General features: G+C 64.9%; 22 protein-coding genes and 1 pseudogene. 15 read left to right on the top strand and 8 right to left on the bottom strand.

From position 1 onward, the window contains the following. Position 1: 1 nt before the first annotated feature. Entirely contained in the window at positions 2–334 is a 333-nt protein-coding gene (locus tag AB4Z48_RS18005; RefSeq protein ID WP_441616309.1) for a hypothetical protein, read from the top strand. On the opposite strand, the gene AB4Z48_RS18000 is transcribed toward AB4Z48_RS18005, so the two are convergent. Next, complete coding sequence (locus tag AB4Z48_RS18000; RefSeq protein ID WP_441616307.1) at positions 294–911, bottom strand: hypothetical protein; 618 nt, start codon at positions 909–911, stop codon at positions 294–296. The two genes, AB4Z48_RS18005 and AB4Z48_RS18000, sit on opposite strands and share 41 nt — an antisense overlap. Positions 912–1,034: 123 nt before the next feature. On the opposite strand from AB4Z48_RS18000, the gene AB4Z48_RS17995 reads away from it, so the two are divergent. Genes AB4Z48_RS17995 through AB4Z48_RS17985 form a run of 3 tightly spaced genes read left to right on the top strand, consistent with a single transcriptional unit; the run spans position 1,035 to position 2,426 of the window. Then, positions 1,035–1,445, top strand: a complete 411-nt coding sequence (locus AB4Z48_RS17995) for a hypothetical protein (RefSeq protein ID WP_441616305.1) — start codon at positions 1,035–1,037, stop codon at positions 1,443–1,445. 1 nt (position 1,446) lies between these two features. Beyond that, positions 1,447–1,917 carry a glycoside hydrolase family 24 protein gene (locus tag AB4Z48_RS17990; RefSeq protein ID WP_441616303.1) on the top strand — a complete coding sequence of 157 codons (471 nt, stop codon included), beginning with the start codon at positions 1,447–1,449 and terminating at the stop codon, positions 1,915–1,917. Continuing rightward, a complete protein-coding gene (locus AB4Z48_RS17985; protein WP_441616301.1) occupies positions 1,914–2,426 on the top strand; it encodes a DUF2514 family protein in 513 nt (170 codons plus the stop codon). The genes AB4Z48_RS17990 and AB4Z48_RS17985 overlap by 4 nt, the downstream gene beginning before the upstream one ends. A gap of 86 nt (positions 2,427–2,512) precedes the next feature. On the opposite strand, the gene AB4Z48_RS17980 is transcribed toward AB4Z48_RS17985, so the two are convergent. The 3 genes and pseudogenes from AB4Z48_RS17980 to AB4Z48_RS17970 all read right to left on the bottom strand — a co-directional run. Further along, positions 2,513–3,061, bottom strand: a complete 549-nt coding sequence (locus tag AB4Z48_RS17980) for a hypothetical protein (protein WP_441616299.1) — start codon at positions 3,059–3,061, stop codon at positions 2,513–2,515. Then, positions 3,030–3,665, bottom strand: coding sequence for a type II TA system antitoxin MqsA family protein (locus AB4Z48_RS17975; RefSeq protein WP_441616297.1), 636 nt, complete (start codon positions 3,663–3,665; stop codon positions 3,030–3,032). The genes AB4Z48_RS17980 and AB4Z48_RS17975 overlap by 32 nt, the downstream gene beginning before the upstream one ends. Before the next feature lie 499 nt (positions 3,666–4,164). Next, positions 4,165–4,431 (bottom strand): annotated as a pseudogene (locus tag AB4Z48_RS17970) (SOS response-associated peptidase family protein); the annotation flags it as partial. Between the two features lie 634 nt (positions 4,432–5,065). Here AB4Z48_RS17970 and AB4Z48_RS17965 point away from each other — a divergent pair. Further along, entirely contained in the window at positions 5,066–5,350 is a 285-nt protein-coding gene (locus AB4Z48_RS17965; RefSeq protein ID WP_441616295.1) for a hypothetical protein, read from the top strand. A 149-nt stretch (positions 5,351–5,499) separates the two neighbouring features. On the opposite strand, the gene AB4Z48_RS17960 is transcribed toward AB4Z48_RS17965, so the two are convergent. Continuing rightward, entirely contained in the window at positions 5,500–5,733 is a 234-nt protein-coding gene (locus tag AB4Z48_RS17960; protein ID WP_441616293.1) for a DUF2188 domain-containing protein, read from the bottom strand. 280 nt (positions 5,734–6,013) lie between these two features. Further along, positions 6,014–6,751 (bottom strand): NAD-dependent epimerase/dehydratase family protein, encoded by a 738-nt coding sequence (locus tag AB4Z48_RS17955; protein ID WP_441616291.1) that lies wholly within the window; start codon positions 6,749–6,751, stop codon positions 6,014–6,016. Positions 6,752–6,864: 113 nt separating this feature from the next. Between AB4Z48_RS17955 and pdxR the strand changes: the two genes are divergently transcribed. After that, positions 6,865–8,391, top strand: a complete 1,527-nt coding sequence (pdxR, locus tag AB4Z48_RS17950; protein WP_441616289.1) for a MocR-like pyridoxine biosynthesis transcription factor PdxR — start codon at positions 6,865–6,867, stop codon at positions 8,389–8,391. A gap of 31 nt (positions 8,392–8,422) precedes the next feature. On the opposite strand, the gene AB4Z48_RS17945 is transcribed toward pdxR, so the two are convergent. Beyond that, positions 8,423–9,325, bottom strand: coding sequence for a LysR family transcriptional regulator (locus AB4Z48_RS17945; RefSeq protein ID WP_441616287.1), 903 nt, complete (start codon positions 9,323–9,325; stop codon positions 8,423–8,425). 147 nt (positions 9,326–9,472) lie between these two features. Between AB4Z48_RS17945 and AB4Z48_RS17940 the strand changes: the two genes are divergently transcribed. The 9 genes from AB4Z48_RS17940 to AB4Z48_RS17900 all read left to right on the top strand — a co-directional run bounded on the left by AB4Z48_RS17940 (position 9,473) and on the right by AB4Z48_RS17900 (position 14,887). Beyond that, entirely contained in the window at positions 9,473–10,729 is a 1,257-nt protein-coding gene (locus tag AB4Z48_RS17940) for an aromatic ring-hydroxylating dioxygenase subunit alpha (RefSeq protein WP_441616285.1), read from the top strand. Positions 10,730–10,732: 3 nt separating this feature from the next. Further along, positions 10,733–11,206: an aromatic-ring-hydroxylating dioxygenase subunit beta gene (locus AB4Z48_RS17935; RefSeq protein WP_441616283.1), complete on the top strand. Its 474-nt coding sequence runs from the start codon at positions 10,733–10,735 to the stop codon at positions 11,204–11,206. A 97-nt stretch (positions 11,207–11,303) separates the two neighbouring features. Then, a complete protein-coding gene (gene andAb, locus AB4Z48_RS17930) occupies positions 11,304–11,615 on the top strand; it encodes an anthranilate 1,2-dioxygenase ferredoxin subunit AndAb (protein ID WP_441616281.1) in 312 nt (103 codons plus the stop codon). Then, entirely contained in the window at positions 11,605–12,825 is a 1,221-nt protein-coding gene (andAa, locus tag AB4Z48_RS17925) for an anthranilate 1,2-dioxygenase system ferredoxin--NAD(+) reductase (protein ID WP_441616279.1), read from the top strand. The genes andAb and andAa overlap by 11 nt, the downstream gene beginning before the upstream one ends. Positions 12,826–13,074: 249 nt before the next feature. After that, positions 13,075–13,356 carry a hypothetical protein gene (locus tag AB4Z48_RS17920; RefSeq protein WP_441616277.1) on the top strand — a complete coding sequence of 94 codons (282 nt, stop codon included), beginning with the start codon at positions 13,075–13,077 and terminating at the stop codon, positions 13,354–13,356. A gap of 32 nt (positions 13,357–13,388) precedes the next feature. After that, on the top strand, positions 13,389–13,631 hold the full coding sequence (locus AB4Z48_RS17915; RefSeq protein ID WP_441616275.1) for a hypothetical protein: 243 nt from the start codon (positions 13,389–13,391) through the stop codon (positions 13,629–13,631). Positions 13,632–13,704: 73 nt separating this feature from the next. Next, positions 13,705–13,956, top strand: a complete 252-nt coding sequence (locus AB4Z48_RS17910) for a hypothetical protein (protein ID WP_441616273.1) — start codon at positions 13,705–13,707, stop codon at positions 13,954–13,956. 74 nt (positions 13,957–14,030) lie between these two features. Continuing rightward, positions 14,031–14,399: a hypothetical protein gene (locus AB4Z48_RS17905; protein WP_441616271.1), complete on the top strand. Its 369-nt coding sequence runs from the start codon at positions 14,031–14,033 to the stop codon at positions 14,397–14,399. A gap of 233 nt (positions 14,400–14,632) precedes the next feature. Beyond that, positions 14,633–14,887, top strand: coding sequence for a hypothetical protein (locus tag AB4Z48_RS17900; protein ID WP_441616269.1), 255 nt, complete (start codon positions 14,633–14,635; stop codon positions 14,885–14,887). A 3-nt stretch (positions 14,888–14,890) separates the two neighbouring features. Here AB4Z48_RS17900 and AB4Z48_RS17895 read toward each other — a convergent pair whose 3' ends face one another. After that, on the bottom strand, positions 14,891–15,484 hold the full coding sequence (locus AB4Z48_RS17895) for a DUF2939 domain-containing protein (protein ID WP_441616267.1): 594 nt from the start codon (positions 15,482–15,484) through the stop codon (positions 14,891–14,893). Positions 15,485–15,624 lie beyond the last annotated feature (140 nt).

Genomic DNA, 15,624 nt, shown 5'->3' with positions numbered 1-15,624 from the left:
GGTGCCCATGTTCCACGACTACTACCTGCGCGGCCCCGACCGCGACACCACGCGAGCCGCGCTGCTGGCAGCTGGCCTGACGATCGAGATCGAGGACGAGGACGACGAGCCGCGCCGCGTCCCGGCCGAGGGCGTCAACCTGTCGACCATCGGCAGGATCTACGAGGGTGGCGAGTGGGATGCCGAGGGCAACGTGGTCACGCCGCCGACGGCGCTGCCCGGCTGGCATGTGAATCTGCGGCTGGAGCGGCCACTGACCGTCGGCGAGCAGGCAGCGCTGGCCGGATTCGTTGTTACCCCTGTGCCGGGGACGCCATATCGGGTGTGGGCGTAGCTTCTTCCTTTCGCCCTGCGGTTCGGGCCAGTTCGAGCATTTCCAGCTTTGGGGGAATGCCGTCCCTTGTGAGTTCCTCAACGGGGCCCTCAGTCGCAACAAAGATGGGGTGGCGTTTGTTGAAGACCTTTATATAGGCAATAGCTAGCCACATCATTACAGCGTTGCATTCAGGCGGATGGCGCCCGTTCAATGACTGAAGGGATTGAGAGCACTCGACCAAGAGAAGAAAAGTCATGTCGGGGTTGTAGTCAAGCAACTCGTCCGCGTCACGGTCGGCGTGCTTTAGATAATTCGCCGGGTGGTTCAGTACGTCCGCAATTTCGGTTTGCTCGGCTTTGGATTTCCCGAGTGACACCAGCGCGTCGCGGGCACCTACGAACCCCGTTTGCCGATGTTTGTTCAGCTTGCGCAGGATGTGGTAGGCCGCTGACGCAAGGGTGTGGACCGCGAGGATGTCTCTATCGTGAAACCACAAATCGATTGCCATCACGAGCTGCCGCTCAGCCGCTTCCGCCTTGGTTACCGTAATCCTCTCGGAGTGCAACTTCGGTGTGGATTTTTTGTGCTCGTTCACTCCATATCTCCCATCCATTTGTCTGCGGTTGATCCGGGCCCGTTACATCGCAATTCTAACTAGCCTTCAATCGCTTTCTTCATTCCGCTGTTAGGGCGGTTTTTTTCATTTCCGGGGATCCATATGTCCGAACCAATCAGCGGCAGTGCCGCAGCGGGCGCGGCGGGCGCCGCCGCATTCAAGGCCATCGGTGGCACCGCCGGCGTGGCCGCAGGCGCGAGTGGCCTGGCGACCATCGTCGTCATGATCATGATGCGCCCGCGCAGCACGGCGGAATGGGCCGTCGCCCTCATCTCGACCGTGGTGTCGAGCGTCGGCGGCGGGGCGGCGGTGGTCCAGCACTTTGGCCTGCATGCCTGGACTGGCGACTACATTGGCCTGGTGGCGCTGTTCGGCCTCGTCTTCGGCTGCGGGCTGCCGGGCTGGGCGGTGGTACGTTGGCTGTTCAACTTCATTGAGCGTCGGCGCGACAAGGATCTGGCCGAGGTGGTCGATGACGTGCGCGACGCAGTAGCGGGGGGAAAGCATGGCTGACATGGACACTCCGAACATCAGGCCATTCCTCGACACCCTCGCCGTGTCCGAGCTGGGCCGCAGGCTGCTGGCCAAGTCCGACAACGGCTACAACGTGCTGGTGGGCAGCACGCCGGCGGCGCCGATGCTGTTCAGCAGCTACGGGGATCACCCGCGCCGCCTGGTGCAGATCCGTCCAGGGCTGTCCTCGACGGCGGCCGGCAGGTACCAGCTGCTGGCGCGGTACTTCGATCCGTACAAGAAGCTGCTAGGCTTGCGGGACTTCAGCCCGGCGTCGCAGGATCGCATCGCCGTGCAGCAGATTCGCGAGCGCCTGGCGCTGCAGCTGATCGCTACCGGCCGCTTCGACGAGGCAGTGTCGCGCGTGCGGAACATCTGGGCCAGCCTGCCGGGCGCGGGTTATGGCCAGAACGAGCACTCGCTCGACTATCTGCGCGGAGTGTATGTCCAGGCGGGCGGGGTGCTGGCATGAGCGTGCAAACGAAAGTCCTATGTGCCGTAGCGGCGATCGCGCTGGCGCTGGCCGGCGGGGCGGTCTGGGTCTACAGAGGCGAGCGCGACACGGCGCGCGCTGAGCTGGCGGAGGTGCGTCTTGATGCGGCACGCGCCCAGGTCAAGGCAGTGGACGACGCGCGCATCGAGGAACAACGCCGCACCGCGGCACAAACGGAGATTGCCAATGCTGCGACGAAGGATCTGGAGAGCGCGCGCGCTGACGCTGCTGCTGCCAACGATGTTTCTAGCCGCGTGCGCCAGCGGGTCGCCGAGCTACTCGCCGCCAGTCGCGCCACCGGCAATTCCGCCGCTGCCGGCGCAGGCTCGGCAGCCGACTATCCCCTCGGAGTGCTTGCCGACGTGCTCAGCCGGGCTGACCAGCGCGCGGGAATCCTGGCTGGGTACGCTGACGCCGCCCGGATCGCAGGGCAGGCCTGCGAGCGCGCCTATGACTCGCTGAGAGCGACACTACAGCTGGCGCACTAAGTTGGGTTGCCCTTGAGAGCGTGGTGCCGTGATGGATTGCCGTGGCGGCACTTTTTCGCTTGCCAGGAGGGCGGTCATCGTCATCATCAGGCAACGGTTCGGCTAGTTGTGTCGTCAGCGATCTCTCGGACTCTATGCCCATCGGTGTTTGATCTTTCTAGATCAAACGCTTTCCGGACCATCATGGAAAGGTTGACCTCCGGAATCAAGATGCTTCCCCAATATGATCGCGATGTGATGCTCGCAAGCATTTCTCTGATTGCAGCTAGGAGGGGGCGTACGCCGCGCTCCTGAGCGAAGCGAATCTTCTCGTCTTCTGAGGTCTCATCCGCTTCAAATAGCACAAAGAGACCGGATGCCTGAATTGAAAATTGATATGGGAACTGACTCTCGCTTTTCGGTTTCCCCTCAATCAGCAAGTCGACATCGATCGGGATATGATGCTCGTCGAAACCCTTCCCCGCATCTTCCATTTCAAGAATGCGCGCGCTGAATCCAAAGTGAATGTCCGCGCCTTCGAAGTCATTGGCGAGAGGTGCTCGATGACGTCCGCCCTCATACGCCTCGCGGTCAAACTCATCAGAAAGTTCGACGCTTACCTTATCAAAGGCTAATTCCTTCAGGCGTAATTTCATACAATTTCCTACGTGTGACAGAGACTCGCTGCTTACGGAACTGTGCGCTCCACACAGAGCGTTGACTTGATTCTCCGCGGTTCTGCGCTGTTGGTTGAGCTAGGTGGCGGATGCGATCACTAGTCTTTTCCTCAGCAGCAACCGGCTGGTGCGACACACTGGCGCTTGCCTCCAGGCCTTCGACAGGTAAGTCAATTTCATAGCGGGCCGCTAACTTCTGTACAGCAATGTCACTCTGAGTGACAAGATACAAAAGTCGGGCTGTTGGGGCGGAGGGAACAAGATCATCGTTCTCGTACTTCGAGAATGCTGTCGGTCCGACGCCTAGCAACTCTCCCGCTTGCCGCTGGTTAAGCCCCCATTTTTTCCGCCAATTTCTGAGTGCTAGAGTCGACGGAATTCGAAGGGCCGCAGATCGTGCGGCAACCACCGCTCGCTTATTCGTCTTCGACTGCTCATCATCGACGAATTCGAGGCCGCAGGTTTGGCACTCAGTTGCAAGGCTGCAGTATGCGAGCGCCTTGCCCTCAAACTCAAACGACGCGTGCTGCCGCAGTTCTCGAAGGGCGTGTTCGCCACACGCGGGGCATTCGTGCTGTTTCATGTTTGTCCTAATAAATTGCTGGATGACATGACACGACTAGCAATAGTTTACCGGTTGGACCCAGGCCAAATTTTAGATAAACGTCTTTATACTGCCCCTCGTTTCCAGTCTCGCATTGCTTCACGACGTATGCGTCGCAGGGACACCACCACTTCGAGCCAGTCTGACACCAGGCGGAGTTCACATACTCACCAGAGACTAGTCCAAGTAACTCCCGATGAACGTCTGTTACCGTCCACAAAAGCTCTGCAGCCACGTCCTCTCTGCATTTTCGAGTGGCCAAAACAAGATCTCTAGGTGACTTAATTGACTCTTGTAAGGCCGCGAGCTTGTAGATGGGGGTGTGTCCAAGGGCACGCTGCGCATCGGTAACCGGCGCAACCGTGGGTTGCTCTGGCCAGTAATTTACCACAGTGGTAAGTTGCGGGGGTATTTTGGTGGTTGTCATGGGCGTGCGCAAGGGGTGCCGCAATGTTACACCACGTTACAAGTTGGGGGGCTACGCCCGCGGCGCCGCCTCCGCAACCATCAGCTCCGGCGGGTAGGGCCGCATGAAGCTGCGCTCCCGCTCCGGATATCGGCAGGTCAGCCAGTCATCCCACTCCGAGCGGGGCACAATCACGATCATCCGTTTTTCCTTGCCAGGGGCGTGGAAGCGGTTCATCAGCGGGTGCTTGTCCGAATAGATGGTCAGCATGGTGAAGCTGAACAGCTGGCTGCCGCCTTCTTCGACCCAGTCGCGCCACAGGCCGGCGATCGCAAACTCGGGCTCGTCTGCCGAAAATCGAGCGAAATCCGTCTAACTTGCCCCGGATTCCACCCGGAAAGCCGCATGCCGTCATGCCAAAAATTTAAGCAGATAGTTAGACGAAATCGCCTAACCCATTGATCCGTAATGTTTGCGTATAGAAATGGGGTGCAGGTGGTCGGAGGTTCAAATCCTCTCGCCCCGACCAGTATCAAAAAAACCCGCTAGATTAACGTCTAGCGGGTTTTTTCTTTTCTGCGCAGGGCAGCGATTTCCAGCGGCTTATTTGGATGACATCCAATATCACGCGGCAGGAAGGTGAAGGCGGACCTTGGAAACCGGGACGTCGCGCTGCTTGATTAGCCCTCGGTGGTCGCACGGTCGGCATGCGCGCCTGCCACCTGCAGGGCTCGATGTCCGGTCGCGAATATCCGGCATGCACGTCGGATGCGTTGGATGGAGTGTGCGCAGCCCTGGGGCTCGGTATGCCGGATGCAGAGAGATCGTGGCCCGCCCTCGGCGCGGCGCGAACGCGTTCCGCTTTGGTGGACTTGCGATCTGCGGGGTGGAGCTTCATGCCGCTGGCTGCCCGAAGCGAGTCTCCGATACCGTTTGCACATGCTACGATGGTCTTGAACGACCGGAGAAGGCAATGGATCTCCAAGGCTTCACTTACTACAGGGATCACTGGTATGACGCGGCCGCGACGTCGCTGGGAATCGGCGGGCCATGGCAGGGCGAAGTGACGATCTGCGCGAAAGCGCCCGATGGCACCGCGGTGAAGATATTCGAGCATGAACGCGTGCCCGGGCAGTACTTCTCCGAAGGCGAAGCGTGGCACCACGCGCGCGACTACGCCGAGAAGCTGATCGACGAAGGCCGGGCAGATCCCGGTGCCGGCGACCTGGCTGGCAGCGTCAAGGCCGGCAATCCCTGAGATCGTCCCGGGAGCCGCCTGTGTCTGGCTGCTGGACGCCCGCGGGCTGGCCAACGGCGCATAGGGCGATCGTCAGGCGATCGTCAGGCGACCGTCAAGCGATCGTCATCGTCGTGCTCGATTGTGAAATGCCGGCAGCCGGGACAGGATCACCCCCTGACGCTCCTGGGGTCGTGGCCGTAGCTGTTGCGCATGCGGATCTGGCCGTCCTGGCCGTGTACCAGCAATTCCACTTTGTCTCGCTTTGCGATCTCGGTGGCCGCATCCACGGCTTCTTCCTGGCTGAGGAAGTGCGCTCTTTCGCCCTTTGCCCCCTCATGGACCACGTCCCATCCGTCGGCATGCGGGATGACATGTACGTTGCGTTGCGGCTTTGAATCCATGGCAGTCTCCCAGTGCGGTACTGCCGTTGTAGGCGATACCTGGCAAGAGCGATAGTAGGCCGCACCCGACAACGGCACCAGCACAGGTGGCTAACAAGCCTGGAACGGGCGCCTGCGTGCCAGCGCACCGGAAAAGAAAAGCCGCCGGGCCCTCGCAAGCCCGGTGGCGTCAACAGCGTGCCGGGATTGGCTGACACCCGGCATCAGTTCATTGTGCTTCGCAGCATCTAGTGGGCGGAATCGGGTGTAACCCTTCTTTCGCCGCGGCGGAGCGTGCCGGTCAGTGCCTCGACGGGGCGCACTGTTCGGGGGACCAGCCCAGCACGCGCCTGGCCTTGTCGTTGCTGACTTCCGGGTTGTCTTCGGTGATGTTGAAGATGCCGCCCGGCGACTGCCGCAGCGCCAGCAGCGCCGCGCTGGCCGCCGCTGCGACGTGTAGCGGACTGGTACCCCATGGTTCTCCGGCGCCCGTGCCGGGCCCGTAGAGCTGGCCGTAGCGCAGCACCGTGCCGGTGAGGCCGGACGCCTCCAGCACGTGCTTTTCGAGCGCTGCGACGCCGCGCACGCTGATGCGCCGGTTGCCTTGCGCGTCGGTGTCGAGCGGATGGTCTTCGCCGCAGGGGCGGGTGCCGGGCCGGTAGGCCCACGCAATGCTTTGCGCGACCAGGCTGCTGCTGCCGGCTGCCCTGGCCGCCGCCACGAGGTTGCGGGTGCCTTCATCGCGGATGCGCGCGTTGTTGACCACGGCCTGCGCCATCTGCGATGGATCGAGACCGCGCGGCAGGTCGGTGAGCTGGTGGATCACGCCGGCGGGGCGGATGCGCTTGAACGCTGCGCTCAGCGCCGCCGCGTCGAAGACATCGACGATCACCGGGATCACACCGGCCGCTTCAAGTGCCTTGGCGCGGTCCGCGCGCCGCGTGCTGCCATGGACGATGTATCCGGCTTCGAGCAGCAGTGGCGCGAGTACGGTGCCGATGACGCCCGTGGCGCCAGCCAGGAATACGCTTTGGGTCATGGAGATGCTCCAGGGATGGGTCTTGCTGCAGGAGCATAGGAGTGATATTGGTCTGGAGAAAGATCCATTCTCGGGATTTTTAACTGTACCAATTCAAACCAAGGGGGGAGCTCTTGCGACACGCGAAAGACATCGAGCTGGCAATCGCGGCGCGTCCCGAGGGTGCGTCGCTGCAGCGCTGGCTGTACACCGAGATCAGCAGCGCGATCCTGGCGGGCAGGCTCGCACCCGGTGCGCGGCTGCCGCCCACGCGTGACATCGCGAGCCGCTACGGCGTGTCGCGCGGCACGGTGATCGGCGTGTTCGCGCAGTTGGCCGCAGAGGGCTATCTGTCGGCCCGGGTCGGCAGGGGCAGCTTCGTTGCGGCCGAGCTGCCCGAGCGGCGCCCGGCGCCGGCCGTGCGCGCGGACGACCTGCGCCGCCGCTCGGGCGGTGCCGGTGCGCCGGCATCGTCCGCGCCGCTGCCCGCCGCATTGTCGATGCGCGGCGAACGGCTTGCGCGCAGCCCGTTTCGCGTGGAGGGGCGTGCGCTGCAGGCGCCCGCGTTCCGGCTGAGTCAACCCGATCTCCGCGCTTTTCCGTCCGAGATCTGGGCGCGCATTGCCGCCAAACGCGCGCGCCAGGGGCACGGTGCGCTGCTGGGCGATGGCGAAGCACAGGGCTATCGGCCGCTGCGCGAGGCCATCGCCGACAATCTGCGCGTTGCCCGGGGGATTGCCTGTACCGCCGACAATATCCTGATGGTGGGCAGCGTCCAGCAGGTGCTCGACCTCGCCGCCCGGCTGCTGCTCGACCCCGGCGACGCGGTGTGGATGGAGGACCCGGGATATCCCGGCGCGCGCATGGTGCTGGAGGCTGCGGGCGCGGCCGTGGCCGGCATACCGGTCGACGCGGGCGGCCTGGATGTCGCCGCCGGCCGGGCAAGCGCGCCTGGTGCCCGCATGGCCTATGTGACCGCGGGCCGGCAGGCGCCGCTCGGGCCGCCGCTCGCGCTCGAGCGGCGCCTGGCGCTGCTCGCCTGGGCAGGCGCGGCCGGAGCGATCGTCATCGAAGACGACTACGACAGCGAGTACCGTTTCGAAGGCCCGCCGCTGGCGGCATTGAAGAGCCTCGACCAGGCCGGCTCCGTGATCTACTGCGGCACCTTCAGCAAGCTCCTGTTTCCGGCGTTGCGCATCGCCTATGCGGTGCTGCCCGATCACCTCGTCGCGCCGTTTGCGCGTGCGCTGTCGCTGACCGCGCGGCATATTCCCTTGGAGCCGCAGGCCACGCTCCACGCGTTTATCGCGGACGGGCATTTCGGGCGGCACATGCGGCGCATGCGCTTGCTGTACGGCGAACGCGCGCAGGCGCTGCGCATCGCGGCCGACCGCCACCTGCATGGCGCGCTGCATCTGCCCGCGATCCTGGCGGGCCTCGATGCGCCCGCGTTCCTTCCGCCCGGCACCGATGACGCGATGGTGGCGCGGCTGGCCGCCGAAGCCGGCCTCGAAGTGCGTCCGATGTCGTACTACGCGGTCGAGCGGCCCGCGCCGCCGGGCCTGGTCCTGGGGTTCGCCTCGGTCGATGCCGCGAAGATCCACGCCGGCGCGCGCACGCTTGCGGCGGTGCTGGCGCGCATGAAGCCGGGCCGGACGTAGTGCCGCGACGCGACGGCCCGCCCCCCCCACGCTATCGCGAGAACCCGTCGAAGATCAGTTGCCGCAGCCACTGGTTTCCCGGCTCGCGATTGTTCTTCGCATGCCATAGCACATTGATCACGATGTCCGGGATCTTGACCGGGCTGGGCGCGGTTTCCAGCCCGAACGGCTGCAAGGTGCGGTTCGCGTAGGCTTCGGGCACCACCGCCACCATATCGCTCGTCTGCAGGATATGGCCGAGCGCGACGAAGTGCGGTACGCGCAGGCGCAGCTTGCGCGCCACCCCCGCGCGCTGGATGACTTCGTCGACCACGCCGTGGCCGGTCCCGTCGGCCACGATGGCCACGTGCTCCGCGTGGCTGAACGCGCGCAGCGACATGCCTTCGCGCGCGAGCGGATGACCTCGGCGGAACAGGCAGACATAGCGCTGCCGGAACAGGCGCCGCTGGAAGAAGCCGGCCTTCAGGTCCGGCAGGAAGCCGATCGCCAGGTCGACTCGGCCGCTTTCCATTTCCTCGCGCAGATTGACCGTGTGATTGCGCACGGTGCTGATGGTGACGCCGGGCGCGACAGCGGACAGCGTCTTCATCAGTTCGGGCAGGAAATAGATCTCGCCGATGTCGGTCATCGCCAGCGTGAACGCGCGCGTGCTCGAGGCGGGATTGAACGTGGTCCTTGCATTGAGCGTCTGGTGGATGGCGGCGAGCGCGTCGCTGATCGGTCCGGCCAGGCTCTCCGCATAGGGCGTGGGCACCATGCCCCTGGACGTGCGCAGGAACAGTTCGTCGCCCAGCAGCTTGCGCAGGCGGTTCAGGGCATTGCTGATGGCGGGCTGGGAGGTGCCGAGCGAATCCGCCACCGCCGATACCCGGCGCGCCTGCAGCAGTTCGTTGAAGACCACCAGCAGGTTCAGGTCGATTTCCCGCAGGTCCATGGGTGTGTGTTGGGGTGTGGGTGGGTGGGTGTGTTTCAGTCTTATCACTGCAGGTGATATCGCATATCACCTTTCTTCCATTTATTAATATTACCAGCGGCGGCAAGATACCCACAAACAACGCGACCCCACCATGGAGACAAAGCGATGAGCGAGCAACCTCTCGTATTCAGCAAGGCGGGATGGCAGGACGACGGCTCGAGCCGCGTGCCGTTCCAGGCCTATACCGACGACGCCATCTACCAGCGCGAACTCGAGCGCTTTTTTTACTCGGGCCACTGGTGCTATGTCGGGCTCGAGGCCGAGATCCCGGCGGCGGGCGACTTCAAGCGCACGGTGATCGGCGAGAGGTCGGTGATAGTGAGCCGCACCGCGGACGGCGAAGTCCATGTGGTGGAGAACGTCTGCGCGCATCGCGGCGTGCAGTTCTGTCGCGAGAAGTTCGGCAACCGGAAGGACTTCACGTGCCCGTATCACCAGTGGAACTACGATCTGAAGGGCAACCTGGTCGGCGTGCCGTTCCGGCGCGGGGTGCGGCTCGACGGCAAGGTCAACGGTGGCATGCCGCCCGACTTCGATCCGAAGCAGCACGGCCTGACCAGGCTCAGCGTGGCGCGCCGCAACGGGGTGATCTTCGCCTCGTTCGATCACGACATGCCCACGCTGGAGGCGTATCTCGGCCCGACGATCCTCGCGTACTTCGATCGCGTCTTCGATGGCCGCAAGCTGACCATCCTCGGGTACAGCCGCCAGCGGATTCCGGGCAACTGGAAGCTGATGCAGGAGAACATCAAGGATCCCTACCACCCCGGGCTGCTGCACACGTGGTTCGTCACGTTCGGGCTCTGGCGCGCCGACAACCGGTCCCAGCTGAAAATGGACGAGCATTTCCGGCATGCCGCGATGATCTCCACGCGCGGCAGCGCCGGCAAGAGCGACGTCACGGCGGGCGTGTCGAGTTTCAAGGAGCAGATGAGCCTGCACGACGACCGCTTCCTCGACGTCGTGCATGAAGCATGGTGGGGCGCGCCGACGGCGGTCATGATGACCCTGTTTCCCAGCCTGATCGTGCAGCAACAGGTCAACTCGGTATCCACGCGGCATATTCAGCCCGCCGGGCACGGCGCATTCAACTTCGTCTGGACCCATTTCGGTTTCGAGCACGACGACGCCGAGATGACGCGCCGCCGCCTGCGGCAAGCCAACCTGTTCGGTCCCGCCGGCTTTGTGTCGGCCGACGACGGCGAGGTCATCGAGTTCTCGCAGGAGGGCTTCGAGCAGAAGCCGCAGCAGCACACATTGGCGGAACTGGGCGGCCGGGAGATCGGAGATACGGAGCACATGGTGACCGAAACGCTGATCCGCGGCATGTACGACTACTGGCGCCGCGTGATGGAGGCCTGAACCATGCTCGACTTCGAAACCTATGCCAAGGTACTGGCGCTCTATGCGGACTACGCCGCGGCCCTCGACAGCAATACGTGGGAAGCCTGGCCGGAGTTCTTTACCGAGGATTGCGTGTACAAGCTCCAGCCGCGCGAGAACCACGAGCGAGGCCTGCCGCTGGCCACGCTGTCGTTCGAGAGCCGCGGCATGCTCAAGGATCGTATCTATGGGGCCACCGAGACCATCTTCCATGATCCGTACTACCAGCGGCACGTCGTCGGCATGCCGCGCATCCTCAAGGCTGACGCGCAGCGGATCGAGTCGGAGGCCAACTATGCGGTGTTCCGCACCAAGCCGGACGGCTTGTCGACGGTGTTCAACGTAGGCCGCTATATCGATGTGATCCGCCTGACCGGCGCGGGGCTGAAGTTCGAATCGCGGCTGTGCGTGTTCGACAGCGAGATGATCCCCAACTCGATCATCTATCCGATCTGAGCTGGCGGGCCGGGAAGCGAGGGCCCGCCGCCATCCCGGAGCCTGCATGCGGGCTCCGTGTATTCACTCTGTGTATTCATCCTGAGGGAGACATTCAATGACCCAGTGGTATGCCGTCGGCTCTCCCGACGATTTCGTCGAAGGCGAACCCGTTGCCGTAGTGGCGGGGCAGCAGCCTGTCGCCGTGTTCCGCCTGGCGCAGGGCCTGTTCGCCATCCATGACCTCTGCACGCACGGCCACGCGCGGCTGTCGGAGGGCTTCGTCGATGGGGATTGCGTCGAGTGCCCGCTGCACCAGGGCCTGGTCGACATCCGTACCGGTGCGCCGCGCTGCGCGCCGATCACCGAAGCGGTGCGCACCTACCCGGTGCGCGTCAACGAGGGGAGCGTCGAGATCCATGTCGAATGAAGCGATGGTGATCGTGGGCGCCGGGCACGCGGCGCGGCGCGCGGCGGAGTCGTTGCGGCAGATCTCGCCCGGCGTGCGCGTGCTGATGCTCGGCGACGAGCCGGAACTGCCGTATGACCGCCCGTTGTTGTCCAAGGATGCGCTGACCAGCGACGCTGGCGAGCAGCGGGCCTTCATCCGTGCGGCGGACTGGTATGTGCAGCAGCGCATCGAAATGCGGCTCGGCGTGCGTGTGCAGGCGATCGACCGCGCCGCGCGCGAAGTGCGGCTCGACGACGGCTCGCGGATCGGCTACGCGCGCCTGCTGCTGGCGACGGGGTCGCGCGTCAGGCGTTTTTCCGGCCCCGTGGCCGGCGATGCGCCGGTGCACTACGTGCGCACGGTTGCGGACGCGCGCGGATTGCGCGCGGCGCTGGCGGCGGGGCGGCGGATTGTCGTCCTGGGCGGCGGCTTCATCGGACTCGAAGTGGCCGCGGCGGCCGTGTCGCGCGGCTGCAAGGTAACGCTGGTCGAGCCGGCCGGCCGCTTGCTGCAGCGCTCGATGCCGCCGCAGGTGAGCGCCTTCATGCTTGCCCTGCATGCGGCGCGCGGGGTGGAGATGCGCGTGGCAACGCAGGCGCTTGGCATCCGGTGCGGGGCGCGCGGCACGGCTATGGTCGAAACCGATCGCGGCGAGATCGAGGCAGATGCGGTCGTGGTCGGCATCGGCGTGGTGCCGAACCTGGAACTGGCGCAGGCCGCGGGGCTTGCCGCCGACAATGGCGTGCTGGTCGACGCGCAATGCCGCACCAGCGATCCCTCGATCTTTGCGGCGGGCGAGGTGACGAACCACTTCAATCCGCTGCTGGGCCGGCACATTCGCATCGAGTCCTGGCAGGTCGCGGAAAACCAGCCGGCCGTCGCCGCGGCGAACATGCTGGGGGGCGAGGCAAGCTACGCCGAAACGCCGTGGCTATGGTCCGATCAATACGACTGCAATCTGCAGACGCTCGGCGTCTTCGGCGCTCGCCAAACCATCACGGTGCGCGGTAACCCGGCCGGCACGTCGTTCAGCGTCCTGGCGTTCGGCGAAGACGACAAGCTCGAAGCCGTCGCCAGCGTGAATGGTGGCCGCGATATTGCCGCCTGCCGCCGCCTGATCGCCGCGGGAAAAGTGCTGGACAGGGCCCGCATCGCCGACGCCGCCACGCCATTGCGTACCTTGTTGTGAGGCCGTGCGCGGGCGGGCTGCGCCATTGCCCGGCCACGCATGCGGGCCGATCGGGTTTGTAGTGGCAAGGCGCTGACTCTACAATCAACTCTGGCGCCAGGCCGCTTCATTGTCTTGTCGATGAGACGTTTGTGCCCTGGCGCTTACGCGGGTTTTGCGTTTTTCCACGTGTTTTTACGTTTTCCACGTTTTCCACGTTTTCCCGCGTTTCCCCGATTTTTTTCCCAGGCGCAGTGACAGGAGTGGACAATGGCCAAACGCGAGCGCGCCGCGCGCGCCTTGCAAGATGAGGTGAGCCGGCGCATCCAGCGCATCGACGACATCATCGAGGACGGCGCGAAGATCCGCGTGCCCGCGCCGCAGCCGCACGCGCGCGATGCGCGCGGGCGCAACTGGGACATGAAGGGATTCGGCAACGCCGCGGGGTACGAGAAGGGCATCCGCGCCGTGGTGGACAAGGCGCGCGACGAATTCGACCTGGCGGAACTCCCGGCCCGGGCCGAAGCCGATCCCTTTGGCGGCGATTCGTGATCCGGCCGGAAACGGCCTTGTTGGAGTAATGCATGCAGGCTTGCGATCCCTGCCATCTGCTCGTCGGCGCGCCGGTCTCCGTGCAGCCGCATGAAAACCTGGCCGCGTCCGGCGCGGGCGCGCTGGGCATGGAGATCAATTCGCGCTGGGTTGACCGGCCCTGGCGCTGTACGGTGTGCGGCGCGTGGATGTTCCAGAATGCCGCCCATGGCGATCCGCCCAATGTCTGGCGCATGGGCCGGCGTCCGCACGACCGGCCGCAGGAGCGTGCCTGAGCCGGAGCCTCCCTGTGCGGGGTGTCGTCGCTGCGCTGCGGCATGCTACGATGGCTGCAACGGGGGAGACATCATGAGTGAATCGAGAACGCTGCACTATCGCGGCTACGTGGTCCTGATTTCGGTGCAGCAGCAGGAGCGCGATTGCCTTGTGAGCGCTTCGATCGTGCGCGAGGGCAAGGGCGAGGTGCGCAACCCCTCGCCGCTGCAATCGTGGGTGGGGCATGAACAAGGCGGGCTGCTGGAGGTGGCGGACCGGGCCCAGGCGCGCGCATGCCGCCTGATCGACGCGACGGTGGACCATGTTGCCTATGCGGCGGATTGAGCGCCGGCGCACCAGTCGCCAGAAGTTTTGCGTCATGGCCTACATGGCGGCGTCTCGCGGTCGTTAATGCGGGTATGAACTCATTCGATGCTTCCGAAGACGGTGCGGCCAACTCCGACGCCATGGGCTGGGGTTCTTCGCCGCCCAACGTGCTGGCGGCAGTGCTCAATTCAGCCCTGGCCGCCGAAGACTTGCACGGCTTTGCCGCGCTCCTGTCCGATATGGCGCGCGACCGCGGCCTGAAGGGCACGCGCGGTGCTCACCAGTCTATCTATGACATGCCCTATGCCAGCCTCCTGCCGCGCCAGCAGCATCTGCTGGCCGACGCGTTCGAGCTGCTGATCCGTCTAGGGCTGGAGCTGCAGCCTCGCCGCCCACGCGTGCTGGGCGACGGCCCGGACGATCTCCTGGCACGCGGCACGCACGATATCCCGGCGGCCTGAGAGGCGTCGCAACGGTTGTCCGCAGGCGGCCGGCGCGGTGGCAGAAGGCCCGCGCCGCGTGCTAGCATCACGCGAAAACCGGGGGCGCTGTGGCCCTGCACGAACAGTTCGCCGCATGACGGCGACGCATTGCCCGCGCCGGAGCCGATTCCGTCCGGGCGACGCCGGCACCGGCCGCATGCGCAGGCCACGGTGTCCGAGGGGAGCGATCGCGAGCAGTGGAGGTATGTGTGATGGACGAAGACGAACCTTTCGGGGTTGTGTTCGAGGATTTTCGCGTCATCTGGGTGGCCGAGCGCCTGCAGGACGGCACCTGGACTGCACGCTATTGCTGGAGCCCGGGTACGTCCGGAGCCTCCGGAAAGGCGTTGCAGGCGGCCGTGCTGAGCGGCAAGTCCAAGCGCCTGCTGGGCGATTTCAAGACCGAGGAAGACACCGTCGCGGCGATCAAGGCGGCGGTATTGCTCGAGGCGAAATGGGGCCGCTGAAGCCTAGGGCCCGGGCTTGGCGAATTCCGGCAGCGCGATGCTGCTCCATTTCCAGGTCCAGGGCCCCGTGCGCGTCAGGCCGATGACGATGCGTTCGCCGTTGTCCTTGGTGGCCGATGCCTCGACGGCGTTCAGGCCGCGGTAGGACAGCGCGTACCTGAGCGCATCCTTGGCGGCATCCGGCTTTTCCTGCTTGCCCGTCTCGCCTGGTTGCGGAGCGGGCGCGGATGCGGAGGGCGCGGCGCGCGGCGGCGCGGCGGCTGGTTTTTCGCCGGCCATCAGCGCCATCACGCCGGCCGGCGACACCATCGTGTCGATCATGGTGTTGATGACGGCAAGGCCGATGGCCTGGCCGATGCCGGCCAGCGGCGTATCGCGCAGCACAGGCGCGTTGCCGAGCTTCTGCTGCAGCGAGGCGGTCAGCTGCCCCTTCAGGCTCTCGCGCAGGGCAGGATAGTCCACGTAACGTGAGAATTTGTCGGCGTCGCGCGTCTCGATGGCGGTGCGCATCTGGTAGAGCGTCCAGTACGGGCTGGCATAGCTGGTGGCGGCAACGGCGATCGCCGCAACGATCGCCGCCTTGAGGGATCTGTTCATCGCGTATCCGGTTGGCGCCTCCGCGGTGGCGATTGCCTGATTCCCTGATGGCCTGATGGCGACCGTGGTCCCCGGACGCCGGCGCATCGCTCCAGTTCCCTTATCCAGCCCCCGTGCTCGCCACCGCGTGCCGTGATCTC

The organism is Cupriavidus sp. 2TAF22, assembly GCF_052115045.1.
Lineage (GTDB): Bacteria > Pseudomonadota > Gammaproteobacteria > Burkholderiales > Burkholderiaceae > Cupriavidus.
This window is presented reverse-complemented; position numbering and strand designations above follow the sequence as displayed.

Coding starts and splice junctions, on each gene's coding strand:
- AB4Z48_RS17995 (WP_441616305.1), top strand. CDS start 1,035: ATGTCCGAACCAATCAGCGGCAGTGCCGCAGCGGGCGCGGCGGGCGCC.
- AB4Z48_RS17990 (WP_441616303.1), top strand. CDS start 1,447: ATGGACACTCCGAACATCAGGCCATTCCTCGACACCCTCGCCGTGTCC.
- AB4Z48_RS17985 (WP_441616301.1), top strand. CDS start 1,914: ATGAGCGTGCAAACGAAAGTCCTATGTGCCGTAGCGGCGATCGCGCTG.
- AB4Z48_RS17980 (WP_441616299.1), bottom strand. CDS start 3,061: ATGAAATTACGCCTGAAGGAATTAGCCTTTGATAAGGTAAGCGTCGAA.
- AB4Z48_RS17975 (WP_441616297.1), bottom strand. CDS start 3,665: ATGAAACAGCACGAATGCCCCGCGTGTGGCGAACACGCCCTTCGAGAA.
- AB4Z48_RS17965 (WP_441616295.1), top strand. CDS start 5,066: ATGGATCTCCAAGGCTTCACTTACTACAGGGATCACTGGTATGACGCG.
- AB4Z48_RS17960 (WP_441616293.1), bottom strand. CDS start 5,733: ATGGATTCAAAGCCGCAACGCAACGTACATGTCATCCCGCATGCCGAC.
- AB4Z48_RS17955 (WP_441616291.1), bottom strand. CDS start 6,751: ATGACCCAAAGCGTATTCCTGGCTGGCGCCACGGGCGTCATCGGCACC.
- AB4Z48_RS17945 (WP_441616287.1), bottom strand. CDS start 9,325: ATGGACCTGCGGGAAATCGACCTGAACCTGCTGGTGGTCTTCAACGAA.
- AB4Z48_RS17940 (WP_441616285.1), top strand. CDS start 9,473: ATGAGCGAGCAACCTCTCGTATTCAGCAAGGCGGGATGGCAGGACGAC.
- AB4Z48_RS17935 (WP_441616283.1), top strand. CDS start 10,733: ATGCTCGACTTCGAAACCTATGCCAAGGTACTGGCGCTCTATGCGGAC.
- andAb (WP_441616281.1), top strand. CDS start 11,304: ATGACCCAGTGGTATGCCGTCGGCTCTCCCGACGATTTCGTCGAAGGC.
- andAa (WP_441616279.1), top strand. CDS start 11,605: ATGTCGAATGAAGCGATGGTGATCGTGGGCGCCGGGCACGCGGCGCGG.
- AB4Z48_RS17920 (WP_441616277.1), top strand. CDS start 13,075: ATGGCCAAACGCGAGCGCGCCGCGCGCGCCTTGCAAGATGAGGTGAGC.
- AB4Z48_RS17915 (WP_441616275.1), top strand. CDS start 13,389: ATGCAGGCTTGCGATCCCTGCCATCTGCTCGTCGGCGCGCCGGTCTCC.
- AB4Z48_RS17910 (WP_441616273.1), top strand. CDS start 13,705: ATGAGTGAATCGAGAACGCTGCACTATCGCGGCTACGTGGTCCTGATT.
- AB4Z48_RS17905 (WP_441616271.1), top strand. CDS start 14,031: ATGAACTCATTCGATGCTTCCGAAGACGGTGCGGCCAACTCCGACGCC.
- AB4Z48_RS17900 (WP_441616269.1), top strand. CDS start 14,633: ATGGACGAAGACGAACCTTTCGGGGTTGTGTTCGAGGATTTTCGCGTC.
- AB4Z48_RS17895 (WP_441616267.1), bottom strand. CDS start 15,484: ATGAACAGATCCCTCAAGGCGGCGATCGTTGCGGCGATCGCCGTTGCC.